A 15,023-nucleotide genomic window follows, 5' to 3' on the forward strand; every position below is an offset into this window, starting at 1 on the left:
CTATTTTCCACTGAAATAAGCCTCTACATTGATTTTTATACACAAAAAACTAGTAAGCCCCCCGCGTTTATTGCCCCGCTGCCCTATCTTTTGCAATTAGATTTAATTGCGTTTGGATTGACTTCCTATCTTTGTTGCCTATGGTTGTGATCCGTCATTTGATTTACCGTGCTACCCGGCTTTCAGCGCCTCAGCATTCGCGCTGCCGGGTAGTCCCCTGCCTTAGTTTGACAGGGGGTTGGATCAGAGGCCGGAACGGTTCGGTGCTCGTCTGGGTGGAAGGCCCCGGCGGAGCCCCTGCACAGCCGCACGTAGTGCCGGGCCGCCAGCGGCAGCTGCAGCCGCTAGGAAGCCTGTGGCTCCAGCCCCCTATTAACGCTTGAATCAGCCTTTTCACTAGTTTTTTCTCACCATCCCTCATTCCCATTTATGCGTTCCTTTTCTACATTGTGCACGCTGGGTTTACTCTTTGGAATTCCACTGAGTAGTATTGCCCAGCAGCAAACAGAGTTTTCGGGCACAGTTCAGACCGATGCCGGTGAGCCCTTACCCGGGGCCACGGTTTTTCTGAAGGGCACGTACCTTGGTTCCACAACCAACTCGGCCGGCAACTTCCGCCTGCTGGTTCCGGGCACTATGCTCCCCGCGCCGCTGATGGTTTCCTTTGTCGGGTATGAATCCGCGATGGATACGCTCAGCATTACGGGGCGCCCGCTGTTTATTATCCTGCAACCCAGTGCCGCCCTCATCAACGAAGTAGTGGTATCGGCCTCACGGGTGGAGGAGAACATCCTGCGCGCGCCCGTCACGGTCGATAAGCTCAACGCCCAGCACCTGGCCCGCCTGAGCACGCCCGACCTGGTCATGGGCCTGGCCCGCCAGAAGGGCGTGGACGTGACCAGCTCGGGCCTGCTGATGGCCAGCGCCAGCACGCGCGGCTTCAGCGGGGCCACCTCCGAACGCCTGGTGCAGCTCGTGGACATGATGGACACGCAATCCCCGAGCCTGAACATCAACCCCGGCAACGCCCTGGGCCTGCCGGAAGTGGACATGGCCTCGGTGGAGGTGCTGCACGGCCCCTCCTCGGCCCTGTACGGGGCCAACGCCTTCAACGGCGTGGTGCTGACCACCTCGAAAGATCCGTTCCAGCACCCGGGCCTGAGCGTGCGCCTGCGCGGGGGCACGCGCAGCTACCTGGACGGGCAGCTGCGCTACGCCCGGCGCCTGGGCCAGCGCTGGGCCCTCAAGCTGACGGGCAGCTACGCCACGGGCCAGGAGTGGATTGCCGCCACCTACGACCCGCTCACGGCGGCCTACGCGCCGGGCAACAACGCCCAGGGCTCGGGCCTGGGCTACGACGCGGTGAACCGCTACGGGGACGTGGGCACCACGTTCGGCCCCACGGGCGGGGCGCTCAACGGCAAGACCGTGTTCATGCCCGGCTGGACCGAACGCGAAATCATCGACGGCGATGACAAGGCCATGCTTTACCGCATAGTCCCTTCCCTTCATTTTTTGGTGACGGACAAGGTGAAAGCAATGGTGGAGTTCAAGCGGGCCCAGGGCACGACGGCTTACCAGTTTACCAACCGCTACCGTCTATCCAACTTTGCAACAAATCAATTCCGGGCGGAGCTGAAAAGTGACCGCTGGTTTGTGCTGGCCTACCAGACCCAGGATTTCGGCAAGAACTCCTATGATTTGCCCTTCACCGGCAGCTTCATCCAAACCCAGAAGGACCCTCGCAGCGAAGCTGGGCTAAGCTACGCCCAGCAGTACTTCGGGGCCTATGCCCTGGCCTACAACACGTTTTTGGCCAACCCGGCCAACGCCGGCAACACGGCCGGGGCCGAGCAGGCCGCCCGCGCGCAGGCCGCCCCCTTCCAGCTTACGGCCGGCTCCCCCGAGTTTAATGAGGCCCGCTCGCGGGTAGTGAATGACGCAACGCCTGGCGTGGGCTCCCGCATCAACCCCAGCTCACTGCTCAACGATGTATCGGGGCAGTACGATTATCAATCAAAGCTGGTGAACGCGGTTGTCGGCGGTGCCTCCCGCCAGTACCGGCTGGGTTCTGATGGCATGCTCTTCTCTGATCAGGACGGCAAGCGCATCATCAACGATGAGTTTGGAGCATACCTCCAACTTTCGAAAGAGCTGCTGCAGAACCGCCTGAAACTCACGGCTGCCGGGCGGGTCGATGACAGCAAAAACTTTAAGCCGGTGTTTTCGCCTCGGGGCTCGGCCGTGTTTGCCTTCGACAAGGCGAAGACGCACAACCTGCGGGCCAGTTATAACCAGGCCTACCGGACTCCAACCCAGCAAGGCCAGTACCTGAGCCTGGATCTTTCCCGGGTTTTGCTGCTGGGCAACATCAGCAATGGCTTCCAGGGCTATAGCACCGCCGTTGCCGGCTCCCTTGGCTCTATACTGAGCAATCCTGCTACGGCCCAGGAAACGCTGGACACCTACGCCTTGAATGCTGACCGGCTCAAACCGGAGCGTGTGGCCACGTGGGAAATCGGCTACAAGGGGCTGGTCGTGCCAAATGTCGTGCTTGATCTGAACTATTACCGGTCGAGCTATCAGGACTTCATTGGCCAAGTGCGCTTGATTTCCAATATAGACGGGAGCCGTCCGACGCCGGCGCAGCTGGCGGCGGCGGCCACCGGGGCGCGGCCGCTGCAGACCGGCCCGACGCGCGTGATCCAGGTGCAGGCCAACGCGGCCCAGCAGGTGCACGCCTCCGGCAGCATGGCCTCGCTGACTTACACGCCCCGCAAGCAGCTGAACCTGACGGGCAACTACACGCTCAGTTTGCTGGAGCGCAAGCGCCTGCCTGAGCGCTTCCAAGCGTACTACAACACGCCCCGGCACAAGTTCAACCTGGGCGCTTACGGGGAAGTAGGCAAGGCCTTCAACTACTCGCTCAACTACCGCTGGGCCGAAGGCCATTTATTTGAGTCGCCGTTTGCTGCCGGTGAGCTGAAGGCCTACTCCTCCCTCGATGCGCAGGTTGGTTACCACCTGAGCAAGTATCATACGACGGTCCAGGCCGGGGGCACTAACCTGGCCAACACGACCAACATACAGGTCTACGGCGGCCCCCAGATTAGCCGGTTAGCCTATCTGGGCCTAACCGTTGAGCTGAAATAACTTCTACCGGTACTGGCCCGGCGGGTACCCACTCGCCGGGCCAGTACCATTATACCCTCGACCATGAAACACTTGCGCATTTGGTTAGCCATCCTAGCAGGTATGGCAACTGCAACGGCTCAGGGGCAATCGCTACCGTTGGAACAATTGCATAAGCTCAGCACGCTTCCACAGGGCTTGCCACTGGCAAAAATGACCACCGTGCTGCTGCCGGTTGGTTGGACCTACCAAGGCCACGTGGATATGTCTCCCGAAGTTTTCTGGACAACCGAGCTAATGGCTACGGATAGTCTGGATGGTGATACGCCTGAATTCTGGCTTAGCCTCCGGCCAATGCCGGGCAATCTAACGGACGTGCTATTCAAAACTCAGCTGGCGCGCAACTTCGAGCCACTGCGGCGGGAACTGAAGCGGATGAAAATTGAGCCTACACCCGTTTACTGCCTGGAGGGTAAGGGTGAGCGATATGAAACAGCTATCTACAGCCTAACGCTCTACAGTGGCAAGAAGGGGGCATATCGCTACATCGCCGTTCTGCACCCGATTCCGGCGCCGACCCCCATCGCACCAACTGCGCCGGCAGCCGTCGTGGAGCCTACGCCCGTGCTGCCCAGCTCGACGGTCGTTTCCACTACAACTCCCTGAGTGTTATTTACCCTGCCCTCCAGATGTTACCCTATCATCTCGGTTCCTTACTCGCCCGTCTCTGGCTTGCCGGCGTTGGGCTGGAATGCCCTACTGAAGCAGCAGTGCCGCCCCCGGCCGGCCTCTATCCCAGCGCTGAGCGGCCGGCTCGTCGATGGCTGACTGGTTCTGTAACCGACGAAATGACAAACCCGCTTTCCGGCGTCTCCGTGCGCCTGCGGGGGCTGTTTCCCCAGGAACGCATTACGGATTCCCTGGGCAGATTTTGCCTGCCGGTACCGGCCACTGGCAATGGCGCCGTGGTTGTTGTCTTCGAAGGCTACTACGCCCAGCAGCTGCTGATCGGCCAAGGAGAGACCCTACATATTGTGCTTCAGCCGATACCCGGTTTCCGGCGCCGCTTCAACCGCGGGGCCGTCAGCAGCACCCTACGCCGCTTCATGTAACTTGCGCCCATGCTTCGCTCTATTCTTCTTGTCCTTTTGGTAGCCACGGCCCTACTCGGGGCCGTGGTCCTGTTTAGAACCCTTCGGTTTACGCCAATTTCCCCGCCGGCACCAGTGAAAAACCCGGTCGTGGCCAAGCTGCCGGCCGCCGCCGTTGAGCACCTGCAGGCAGCCGTGCGGCTCCGCACGGAATCCTATCGTTCGGGCAACGTGGCGGATACGTCCCAGTTTTTGGGCTTTCACCGATTGCTGCAGCGCACGTACCCGCTACTGCATCGGACACTGCGCCGCCAGGTTGTCGGCGGTTATTCGCTTTGCTATGAGTGGGCCGGCCAGGAGCCTTCCGCCGCGCCAGTTATTGTGCTGGCGCACTATGATGTGGTCCCGGTAGATACGGCCACGCTGCCCCGCTGGAAATACCCGCCGTTTGGGGCCGTACAGGCTCATGATACCATCTGGGGGCGTGGCACAACGGATAACAAGGCTAATGCGGTGGCGCTGCTGGAAGCCGTAGAAAGTGCCCTTCTGCGTGGCCAGCAGCCCCGGCGCACCGTTTTTCTGGTGCTGGGCCACGATGAGGAAGTTGGCGGTATGCACGGCGCGCGCCAGGTAGCGCAGCTGCTGCAGCGGCGGGGCATCCGCCCGGCCTTCGTACTGGATGAAGGCGGCTACATCACGCGCAGAAAGGTTCCGGGCATGGTTGGTCGCCCGGTTGCGTTGATTGGCACTGCCGAGAAAGGCTATCTCTCCCTGCAGCTGAGCGCCAGCCTTGCCGGTGGGCATGCGGCCATGCCGGAAAAAGAGTCGGCTGTCGGGTTGGTAGCCGGGGCCGTGGCCTCGCTCCAGCAGCAGGAGTTTGCCGCCCAGCTGACCCCGGCCATGCAGGACTTTGCCACCCACGTCGGGCCTCACCTGCCCTTCGGCCAACGGGTAGCCTTTGCCAATCAATGGCTGTTGCGGCCGCTTATTCTGCGCGCCTACCGTGCAACGGCTGCCGGCGCAGCAGCGGTCCGCACGACGATTGCGCCCACTGTTCTCCAGGCGGGTATGAAGGATAACGTCATCCCGGCTTCGGCCTCAGCCATAGTGAATTTACGGTTACTGCCAACCACTACGGCCGCCGGCACGCTGGCGCAGGTGCGGGCCTGGTTGCCGGATCAGCGCGTTCAGGTCCGGCCCGTGGGCCCGGTCTCGGAACCGACGGCGGCGGCTTCGACGGAAACGCTGGGCTACCGCCTCATTGACCAGCAGCTGCACCAACTGGTGCCGGGAGTGGTTACCACGCCCTTTCTGTTCGTTGCCCAGTCCGATGCCCGGCACTTTCAGCCCCTTACGACGGATATATACCGCTTTTCCCCCACTACTGACCCTCAGGGGATGCACGGTGAAAACGAATGCGTCTCCGTTGCCAGCTTCACGCAGACGTATTGTTATTTCGCCGGCATTCTGCGGGCGTTATAATAGTCGGCACGAGGACAAAAAGGGAAGCCTGGAGCAGGCTTCCCTTTTTTCTTGCAAAGTGCAAGATGGCAGGCCTCATCAAAAGCTACCTTATTATAATTTTTTCATCTTTAAGACGTTTGACAAGCGAAGCACATATTTCTATTGACGGCTTGGTAATGGGTTGTGAGTTATTGTCTCTGTACTGAGCTATAACGATGGCTAAATGTCCTGCATGATATGCGAAATCACATAAGTTGAAATCTTCACTTGAATCATTAGTTCTATGCTGATAACAAAAACTATGCACTCTTTCATGCACTATAGTGCCTGCAACATAAGTAGGGGTGCGAGAGGTCCTGTCTAAATTGTCAACATTGAAGTTGATTTTTTCTGAACAAGCTACTGTGCTTCCTGTGACATCGTCGTCAGTATAGCCGTCTTTAGCAACAAACTGCTTTACCGTCGGCAAGCCGCGCGACCGAAACTCAGAAAGGAAGAAGGTAACAGGATCTTTATGATGTTGTTCAGGAACCTCCTCTAACCGATCATGATCCCATTCATAGACTCCAGCAGTTGATTGAGCAATGAGAATCCTCCTAAATAGAGAGTCATTAATAGAATTTTCAGCAATAGCCAATGCCGAAGTCAATTTCGTAAGCTGCTTATCAGTAAATTTTAAAGGAGCGCTTTTGTTTTCCTCTATAGGGTGGAGGGTATCGTATACTTTATCGTTCTGATTACAGCTCATCAAACTAGCTGAAATCAATACCAGTTGAAGACAAGTTAAGGTTAAGTAACCGAGAGAATTGGTCTTCATGGGTTCCAAGTCAGTTTTATAAAATTAGCCAAAACAGGTTGGCAGTATGAGTATAGCAACAATAATCGGCATATCATAATATTTTAATAGATAATACACAAAGTATTAATTCTACTTTTTAATCGGGTAAGAAAAGTAGCCCCTATTTTGTCCCTGTCCGGTCAATTCCGTTCGGATGGCGCGTAATGCCCGGGCCCAATAAAGTGGAGTCCAGGACGGTATGCATCATCAGCTCCGCCAGCACTTTTTCGGGTGCCTCCGCCAGCCAGTCTGCCAACCGAAATACCTCCGCCAAACTCAGCCCTGCTGGATCTTTGCGCCGCTTCAGATAGGTGCGAAACGTCATGCCCAATCGATCCGTGATAGTGCGTACCGGTGCTTTTTTGGAATCTACCATTTCAGCAAACGTGCGGGCATTCGGCGCAATGGGCACGGCCTGGCCTGGGAACTCTACTGAAGGTTTAGGCATGAAAAACGGCTTGTTCAGGTTGTGAAGCGGCAAGAATGAAGACATTGGGCAACGCCCAAATGTAGAAAGACCCATCTAAAGCAAAAAACCCCGGCCGTCAGGCCAGGGTTTGCAAATGGGCTGTTGCCGAGCGTTAGCCATCGTCTTCGTCGTCGTCAGCCCGAGCGCTTCGTAGTTCCGGCGGCCCCGTAAAGGCATAAGGCGCCAATTGGATGCCACTCGTTGCTACATAGCCGCGGCAGTTACCATCCGTGCCTAGCTCTTCCGCTACCGAAACCCGGTAGCCGTAGGTGCGGAACATGCGCTGAAACAAGCGAAGCCGCTGGACGGTAAAGGCCGTTCGGCTCATACCAAAGGCCCCTTTCGGACCTTTCAGCAGGGCTCGGACTACTGCCTGAGGCAGACGCACGTGCCGGCTGATGGCCGAAACATTCCAGGGTCGTTTAGGGTCGTCATTGCGTTCAAACCAAGTCTGGAGGTGCTGCCAGCCTTGGGGTTCGTCGTAGATAGTGCGTGCGGTCGGCATGAGTGGAAGCAGGAAAGGCACCTGTCCTTTTATGGTGAAAAAAGCAATATTGCCATTACTGCTAATCGCAAACAATGGCGGGCGAAATATGCCGAAATAAATCTAAATGTTCTCCATTTTAATACTTTACTTCTTGCAGATATTCTTGCGTTCAACCTAAAGTCGGGTCTTTTCAGATGACACCACACCCTGACAATGGTTTTGCCAACGAATGCCTGTTGACAGAATTATCGCTTAACGTAATTGGACGTATCGGACATGAGGTCTACTACCGCAGGGTACTTACAAAAAAGTCGCGGGCGATGACATAGTTCTGCCCTATGAACAACGCTTTGAAAGGGGGAGCAATCCTCAACGGTTCCGGTACGAAGTATCGTGATTGTAGCAGTTCCTGCCATTCCCTGTAGGATGCTTCCACCTCAAATAACCAACAGAGTGCTTGAAGCTCATGGGTCACTTCGGTGGGGAGGTAGAACGTGTGCTGGTGGCCTTGCTGTAAGTATTCGCCTAACCACTGCTGGTTGCGTTGTACCCCACTCCACAGAGGAAGGAACGCCTGCCACTCCACCGCTAGGGTCACAAAGCGCTTGTAAAAGGCTGCTAGAAAACCGACAGGCAACCCTTTAGGTGCCCGAACGGTCAGGGCCGCGAGGGGACCATTGTAATAGGTTAGAGCGGGGTGCTCGCCGTGATAGCTTACCGGTCCGCCAGTACCTCGCTTGAGAGTAGCGGCTACCTTGCGGTGAAAATCAATGCGGTGGACCTCTACGGCGGTAGTCAACTCTAAGTAGGTGGTTTGGCTATAGCGAACGGTGCCGGTAGGATACAGCGCACTGAATTGCTCCATCATGTCGTGAAGCTACGCAAGGCCAGGAAGTGTACAAAAGCGAGAGCTACTTCTTCACTTGCGCGGAGGCGCTTCACGGAATCCTTTCTTGACATAATGCTAGGTATAAGGCGATTCCCAAAGAATTTATATTGGCTGCGCTGATTTGGTAGGCAGGTAGCATTGCATAAAAAGCAGGAACGGTTGAGCCAGTATGATCACCTCCATAATGTAGCTGATCTACATCAGCTTGACTTTTTACATTGGGATTATTAGCAATCCCGCCATCAGCAGTAACGAATCAAGCTATCTCTCCTGTTGAACCTACACGTGATACAGGATTAGTGATGATTCCTATAGCAAGAGACTAATTATATCTTATAGGGTCCGTGCGAGCGCTCCCAGCAGGTTACTGCCCGGGGCGTTTGCGTGAAGGCACGAGCACTTAGTCGAGGTGCTCGATAAGGACTTTGGCGTCGTAGAAGTAGGTGGAAGCGAAGAAGTCGTTGACGGGGGTGTCAATGCTGAGGAGGATAAAACCGCCGGCGGGGTCTTTGAAGATTTTGAAGGGGTAAAAGCGGGTTTTGATTTGCCGCTTTAGGGAGTAGGGGGCTTGCAGGTTGAAGGCGTAGAGGCGGCGGTCGGTGGTACCGGCGTAGAGGGTTTGGGTGGCGGCGTCGGGGCCGTAGCAGGTGTAGATAGTGGACAGGTTCGGCAGGCTGGCCTGATGCGTAGTCGTTTTGTGATAAATGTCGCCGTAAGCCCCAGTGATGTAGTGCTGCCCATCGGGGAAAAAGGCGAAAACACGGCCATCAGAGGTGTGGAGGCGGTGGGAGCTGTTGCGCTGAGAGCCTAGGAAGTTGCCGGTTGGCGTGAAGCTATAGTAGGTGTGGGGCATGGGGTAAGTAGACATGCCCATACCCAGCACCTCGCTGCTGGAGCCGGGAACCAAGTAAAGATGCTGGTTGTGCCCATCGCGGCTGTCCTCGTAAGGCAGCTGAGCCTTGGTGGCCCGGTCGTAGACGCGCATGGTGGGACCGATGTAGCGCGTCGTACTGATGTAGAGCTGGCCATTGCTGGCCAGCACAGAACTCAGGCCGTGGGGAGTAGGAATAGTGTAAACCCGCAGCCTATCGACCTGGGTGAGGGTGGACGCGTCGTAAATCAGGACGATGCCATCGTCGAATGGCAAATAGAGCTCCCGTCGGCCCTGGAATGTACTCAAGCTGCCATAGTTGACCCCCATGCCCACTTCGATGGTTTTGATCATCTGATGCCCATCCAGGCTGTACTGGCTAACGGTGCCTGTGGGGCCAACGAAGTACAGCATGCGGGTGGTTTCGTCGAAAAGCACATCGCGGATATGGGCGCGCGCAATGTGGACGTTGGGACGGTGGAAAGTAACGGTATTGCTCTCGATGGTTTGGCCTGAAGCCAGCACGCCAACGACCTGGTAGAGGACATCGTCCGAGTAGGGGATGGTGGCGTCGAGGTAGGAAACGGTAGGTTCGACAAGGGTGGCGGGGCGCACGGCGAAGGTATCAGCGTCGGGATCGTTGAGGATTTCCCATCGCTTGATATGGTACTCCTTCAGGTCGGGGTTATTGAGCGCCGACCAGGTGAGCACGGCGGTACTATCATTTGCTAGCTGAGGAACTTGCAGGGCAATACTGGTGGTAAGCGGTGGGGCAGGCTCTTGCTCAACGGATTCGCAGGAGGTGGTAATAAATGCAAGCAACAGGAATAAGTAAAGTAGGATTTTAGTCATCGTTCGTGAATAGAGATGGGTGGTATTTTATGTTCGGTAGTGAGGGAAAGCGGACTGTGCTTAGGGCTGAGTTCAGAAATAGGATAGTTTAAGCAAGGTATGGTCTTTCAGACAAGTTCTGGGAAGGACCCGTTGTCAGTTTATTTGGCCCCAAGAAAGTGAGCCACCTTTATCTTCCCGGTTGGGTCGGGGTCGCTACCGGCACTAGCCAAAAAAGCCGCCCCACCCGGAACGGCTTTTTCAGTAGAAAACTAACTCTATTCGCGTTACAATGACTTTACCTTAATTTGGGTAGCTGGCCTACCCATATGGAACGGTGACGAGTAGCTTTTACTGCTTCACCACCTTCACCTGGGCGGGACGGCCGTCGATGACCAGGCGCACGATGTAGAGGCCGGCGGGGCGACCAGCCAGCTCGGGCACGACCAGCGTGGCAGGGCCAGCCGGGGCGCTGACCAGCCGACGCAGCAGCACGCGGCCGGTGACGTCGGTCAGGGTCAGGGGCGCGGCCACCAGCGGGGCAGTCAGGGTGAAGTTCAACGTGAGGATGGCTCCGCTGCCCAGTGGCACAGGGGCTGCCCTCAGGCCAGTGGCACGGGCCGAGAAAGTGGGCAGGCTCAAAGGAAGCGAACCGTCGCCGCCTTCGATGAGGAGCGGTTCGGCGCTGAAAAAGGGTAGGCCGAGCTGGCCAAAGCTGTTGCTGCCCCAGGCCCAGAGTGTACCGTCCTTGCGCACACCTACGCTGTATTCGTTGCCCGCCGCCACACTCTTCCAGTTGGTATCGCTGCCCAGCTTGTATGGGCGCGCTGCTGACGGTGCCGCTAGTGCCATCGCCGAGCTGGCCGTCGGCGTTGTTGCCCCAGGCCCAGAGCGTGCCGTCGGTGCGTAGCGCCACATTGTGCAAATAGCCCGCCTCCACGCCTGCCCAGGTGGTGGCGGTACCCACTTGCACAGGCACGCTGCGGTTAGTGAAGGTGCCATCGCCGAGCTGGCCTCTTTCGTTGCTGCCCCAGGCCCAGAGCGTGCCATTGGTGCGTACGGCCACGCTGTAGTCGTTGCCCGCCGCCACGCTCTTCCAGGTGGTGGCCGTGCCTACTTGCACGGGGCTGTTACGGTATTCCGTGGTGGTACCGCCGCCGAGCTGGCCTCTTTCATTGTTACCCCAGGCCCAGAGGGTGCCGTCCTTGCGCACGGCCAGGGTGTGGTTGTTGCCCGCCGCCACACTCTGCCAGTTGGTATCGGTGCCCACCTGCACGGGGACCGTGCGCAGGGTAGTGGTGCCATCGCCGAGCTGGCCTTGTCGGTTGTCGCCCCAGGCCCAGAGCGTGCCGTCCGTGCGCACGGCCACGCTGTGCAACCTGCCTGCCGCCACGCTCTTCCAGGTGGTGGCCGTGCCTACTTGCACGGGGGTGTAGCGCTGGTCGGTGGTAATGCCGTCGCCCCAGGTCCAGAGGGTACCGTCGGTGCGCACAGCCACGTTGTGGCCTCTGCCCGCCGACACACTGGCCCAGTTAATATGGATGCCCAGCTTGTACGGGGGCACTGTGGCCGGCAGTGGTGCCATCACCGAGTTGGCCGAAGGTGTTGTTGCCCCAGGCCCAGAGCGTGCCGTCCGTGCGCATCGCCACGGTGTGCCGCTCGCTCGCCGACACGCTCGCCCAGGTGGTGGCCGTGCTAATGCGCGCCGGAACGGGCTGGACCCCGGGCAGCAGTTGCGTACTGCCTACTTGGCCGTTGCTATTGCTGCCCCAGGCCCAGAGTGCGCCGTCGGTGCGCACGGCTAGGGTGTGGCTGGTGCTCGCTGCCACGCTCTTCCAGGTAGTGGCCGTGCCCAGCTTGTACGGGCGCGCTGCGGTCGGTAGTGGTGCCGTCGCCAAGCTGGCCTTCGTAGTTGTTGCCCCAGGCCCAGAGCGTGCCGTCGGTGCGCACGGCCACCGTGTGCGACCCGCCTGCTGCCACAATGGCCCAGTTGGTGTCGGCGCCCAGCTTGCACGGGTTCGCTGTGGTCGGTGCCGCTGGCGCCGTCGCCTACTTGGCCGGAGTTGTTCTTGCCCCAGGCCCAGAGCGTGCCATCTTGCCGGATGGCCAAGGTGTGGTCGTTGCCTGCCGACACACTGGCCCAGTTGGTGGCGGTGCCCACTTGCACAGGCGTGCTGCGCCGGGTGTTGTCGCCCAAGCCGAGCTGGCCGGAGTTGTTGTTACCCCAGGCCCAGAGCGTGCCGTCCGTGCGCACGGCCACGGTATAGTCGTTGCCCGCCGCCACGCTCTTCCAGTTGGTGGCCGTGCCCACTTGTACGGGCGCGCTGCGATCGGTGATGGTGCCGTCGCCTACTTGGCCGGAGTTGTTCTTGCCCCAGGCCCAGAGCGTGCCATCCGTGCGCACGGCCACGGTGTGGTCGTTGCCCGCCGACCCGCTGGCCCAGGTGGTACCAGTGCCCACCTGCACGGGGACCATGCGCTGGGTGGTGGCGCCGTCGCCGAGCTGGCCGCTTTTGTTGTAGCCCCAGGTCCAGAGTGTGCCGTCCGTGCGCACGGCCACGGTGTGCCACTCGCCACCCGCCACGCTCGCCCAGGTGGTACCAGTGCCCACCTGCATAGGGAAGCGGCGATTGGTGTTGGTACCATCGCCGAGCTGGCCTTGGCGGTTGTTGCCCCAGGCCCAGAGCGCACCGTTGGCGTGGATGATGAGGGTGTGTCCATCGCCGGCGGCAAATTGCTGGGCCTGAGCCGGAGCGGCGAGGACTAGCAGCCCCAGCAGCAGCGCGGGCAGCCACTGGCCCGCCCACCGGCCGCGCGTAAGCAAGGAAGTCAGCAGCGAAGTCGGCAAGAAAAGGCGTGAGGCGGCCGGCGGGGCCACCAAGGAAGGATAGTGCATCTAAGGAATGGGGAGTGCCACGTCCCGGGGAAAGGCAGAGACACGCGCGTTGCTGCTAAGGGTCCCGTAACTGCAATCGAATAAGCTGCTCAAGATAAGGCTTAAAGGGTTCTTCTTACAAAAGGGTCGTTCAAGCAAGCTATGGCCTTTTGCTTAGTTCTAAGTAGAGCCCGCTGTCGGCCCATCTAGCCCAGTAATTACCATCCAAAAAACGGTCGTGGCTGTTGCAGAAGTCATGGGGTAGCATAATAACCATATATGCAAACGCCTAGGGGGCCTATAAAAGCCTCTTCGTGAGTCTTTGAAGCTTGGTTCAGCTCGCTGAACCCTCACTCAACAGACCTGCAGCGAGTTCTGCAGCAGCCACGGTCGGTTATTGGACGATGCTTGTAGCTAAAGTAGAAACCGCTAGCGTGGCCCTATTAGACTTTATCGGAAACAGGTCGCTACTTTATCACCGTTTCGCTGAACCTACTAGTAAGAGGTGTTCCATTAGTATTGGTAGCTTAATAGTTTATCTCTTTAGTTGCTACATGTACTGACTCTCACTTTTCCTAAATACTATGCCCAAGCAAGATTCTCTCCGGATCGGTACTAGTGAATCGATTAACCTGATGGATTTCGATCCATTAAGCGACGCTATGTTAGAATTGGGCCGTCCGGAAGCGACCGAAGCGGGTGCGTTGGCATTGACCTCTCTGGATATTTTTTGGAATCAGTTGGAAGTCGATTGCGTAGCACAGTGTTGCGGCGTGTACGCCTTCGATTGGTGGCCGAACAACATCCTCAAAGCGGCCCAGGGGCTGAACAAACAAGAAGTTGTGGAGGAGCTTCGTCAGATGGAGAAAGCCGTTTACCAGAGTGATAAACCGATTGTCTGCCACCATCGCTTAAACCAGCTTTTTGCGCGGGCTTCATTCCTGCAATTACAGAAGCATCTGCTCTCGATACTGACTGGCGAAGGAGCCAGCTAAGCTGTTCAGATTAGAGGTGTGGCTGTTGCAGAACCCCGGTTTGACTTGCCCAACCGGCGGTGTAGAGCTTGAAGCGAGCCCGCAATGCGCATAAACGGGCCTTTTGCACCTGCATTGGGATTAGCACAAACCGATTTGACACTGCTTGACGAGTTCTGCAACAGCCACAGGTCTTTTCTGAACGGTTTTCGCGGCTGCCCTTACGCCCTCGAAAACGCGGTTTTTCAGGGGTGTTTTCGGACAGGTAATCTGAACACCTATCTTCAGGGAATGAGAGTAGCGCTTTACGCCCGCGTGTCCACCGCCGACAAGGACCAGGATCCGGAGAATCAGCTGCTGGTGCTGCGCCGGGAGGCTGAGCGCGCCGGCGACGTGGTCTACAAGGAATACGTGGATCAGGACTCGGGCCGCAGGAGCGAGAGCCGCAAAGCCTTTCAGGAGCTGATGCGCGATGCGCAGAAGCGCAAGTTCGACCTGGTGCGCGTGTGGGACTTGAGCCGCTTCAGCCGCGAGGGCATCGAGAAGGTATTTGAGCACACCTCCCTGCTGGAGCAGTGCGGGGTAAGCTTCTGGAGCTACGCCGAGCCGCTGCTCAACACCACCGGCCCGATGAAGGACTTGATGAAGGCCATGATTGCCTGGGCCGCCGGCTACTACTCGCAGCGGCTGAGCGAGAACGTGAGCTCGGGCCTAGCGCGGAAGCGGCAGAAGGCGGCCGAACAAGGCGAGGTGTACGTGCACGGCCGCCGGGCCTTGGCGCGTGAACTCGTGGCCCGGATCCAGCAGTTGCAGCAGGAGGGACTAAGCGTCCGCAAGATCAGCGCCGCCGTGCAAGTGCCGGTGGGTACGGTCCATAAGTATTTAAAGGTAGAGTCACCTTTGTCGCAAACGGCAGACTACACCACTTCTTCTACGGGTTGATCAACTGAGGACTTATTAGTGGTATTCGACCTGCTATCACACGGACGCCATGAAGCTGTTCTTGACGGTCCTTTGCAACAAGAACCCTGAGAAGCAGTATCTTGGTCGGCTTATTCGATCTTAGTTAAGTATACGGGACTACCAGCGGCAACGCGCTCGT

Annotated in this window: 14 protein-coding genes and 2 pseudogenes; 6 read left to right on the top strand and 10 right to left on the bottom strand. The window is 58.1% G+C overall.

Annotation, left to right across the window (positions count from 1 at the left end; all coding sequences use genetic code 11):
* Nucleotides 1–429 precede the first annotated feature (429 nt).
* The 4 genes from LRS06_RS22280 to LRS06_RS22295 all read left to right on the top strand — a co-directional run bounded on the left by LRS06_RS22280 (nt 430) and on the right by LRS06_RS22295 (nt 5,705).
* Nucleotides 430–3,153, top strand: a complete 2,724-nt coding sequence (locus tag LRS06_RS22280; protein ID WP_257873597.1) for a TonB-dependent receptor — start codon at nt 430–432, stop codon at nt 3,151–3,153.
* Between the two features lie 63 nt (nt 3,154–3,216).
* Complete coding sequence (locus LRS06_RS22285) at nt 3,217–3,798, top strand: hypothetical protein (protein ID WP_257873598.1); 582 nt, start codon at nt 3,217–3,219, stop codon at nt 3,796–3,798.
* Between the two features lie 182 nt (nt 3,799–3,980).
* Nucleotides 3,981–4,244 (top strand): hypothetical protein, encoded by a 264-nt coding sequence (locus tag LRS06_RS22290; protein WP_257873599.1) that lies wholly within the window; start codon nt 3,981–3,983, stop codon nt 4,242–4,244.
* A gap of 114 nt (nt 4,245–4,358) precedes the next feature.
* Nucleotides 4,359–5,705: a M20/M25/M40 family metallo-hydrolase gene (locus LRS06_RS22295; protein WP_257873457.1), complete on the top strand. Its 1,347-nt coding sequence runs from the start codon at nt 4,359–4,361 to the stop codon at nt 5,703–5,705.
* A gap of 85 nt (nt 5,706–5,790) precedes the next feature.
* Here the strand turns inward: LRS06_RS22295 and LRS06_RS22300 are convergent, their stop codons facing one another.
* The 10 genes and pseudogenes from LRS06_RS22300 to LRS06_RS22335 all read right to left on the bottom strand — a co-directional run.
* Entirely contained in the window at nt 5,791–6,504 is a 714-nt protein-coding gene (locus LRS06_RS22300; RefSeq protein WP_196957345.1) for a hypothetical protein, read from the bottom strand.
* Nucleotides 6,505–6,646: 142 nt separating this feature from the next.
* Nucleotides 6,647–7,018, bottom strand: a complete 372-nt coding sequence (locus tag LRS06_RS22305) for a hypothetical protein (protein WP_196957344.1) — start codon at nt 7,016–7,018, stop codon at nt 6,647–6,649.
* Between the two features lie 88 nt (nt 7,019–7,106).
* Nucleotides 7,107–7,499, bottom strand: a complete 393-nt coding sequence (locus tag LRS06_RS22310) for a hypothetical protein (RefSeq protein WP_257873459.1) — start codon at nt 7,497–7,499, stop codon at nt 7,107–7,109.
* Nucleotides 7,500–7,767: 268 nt separating this feature from the next.
* Nucleotides 7,768–8,349, bottom strand: a complete 582-nt coding sequence (locus LRS06_RS22315) for a hypothetical protein (protein WP_257873600.1) — start codon at nt 8,347–8,349, stop codon at nt 7,768–7,770.
* Between the two features lie 421 nt (nt 8,350–8,770).
* Nucleotides 8,771–10,063, bottom strand: coding sequence for a hypothetical protein (locus tag LRS06_RS22320; protein WP_257873461.1), 1,293 nt, complete (start codon nt 10,061–10,063; stop codon nt 8,771–8,773).
* A gap of 360 nt (nt 10,064–10,423) precedes the next feature.
* Entirely contained in the window at nt 10,424–10,990 is a 567-nt protein-coding gene (locus tag LRS06_RS25655; protein WP_374679461.1) for a T9SS type A sorting domain-containing protein, read from the bottom strand.
* Nucleotides 10,905–11,657, bottom strand: a pseudogene (locus LRS06_RS25660) (RCC1 domain-containing protein); the annotation flags it as partial. The pseudogene LRS06_RS25660 and the gene LRS06_RS25655, both read right to left, overlap by 86 nt.
* Nucleotides 11,605–11,901 carry a hypothetical protein gene (locus tag LRS06_RS22330; RefSeq protein ID WP_257873602.1) on the bottom strand — a complete coding sequence of 99 codons (297 nt, stop codon included), beginning with the start codon at nt 11,899–11,901 and terminating at the stop codon, nt 11,605–11,607. The gene LRS06_RS22330 and the pseudogene LRS06_RS25660, both read right to left, overlap by 53 nt.
* Nucleotides 11,831–12,052: a hypothetical protein gene (locus tag LRS06_RS25665; protein WP_374679460.1), complete on the bottom strand. Its 222-nt coding sequence runs from the start codon at nt 12,050–12,052 to the stop codon at nt 11,831–11,833. The genes LRS06_RS22330 and LRS06_RS25665 overlap by 71 nt, the downstream gene beginning before the upstream one ends.
* 85 nt (nt 12,053–12,137) lie before the next feature.
* Nucleotides 12,138–12,968: pseudogene (locus tag LRS06_RS22335) on the bottom strand (RCC1 domain-containing protein); the annotation flags it as partial.
* Between the two features lie 563 nt (nt 12,969–13,531).
* Here LRS06_RS22335 and LRS06_RS22340 point away from each other — a divergent pair.
* Both LRS06_RS22340 and LRS06_RS22345 read left to right on the top strand, forming a co-directional pair.
* Nucleotides 13,532–13,942 (top strand): DUF6331 family protein, encoded by a 411-nt coding sequence (locus LRS06_RS22340; RefSeq protein ID WP_257873464.1) that lies wholly within the window; start codon nt 13,532–13,534, stop codon nt 13,940–13,942.
* A 270-nt stretch (nt 13,943–14,212) separates the two neighbouring features.
* Nucleotides 14,213–14,863 (top strand): recombinase family protein, encoded by a 651-nt coding sequence (locus LRS06_RS22345; protein WP_257873604.1) that lies wholly within the window; start codon nt 14,213–14,215, stop codon nt 14,861–14,863.
* Nucleotides 14,864–15,023: the final 160 nt, after the last annotated feature.

The organism is Hymenobacter sp. J193 (assembly GCF_024700075.1).
Classification (GTDB): domain Bacteria; phylum Bacteroidota; class Bacteroidia; order Cytophagales; family Hymenobacteraceae; genus Hymenobacter.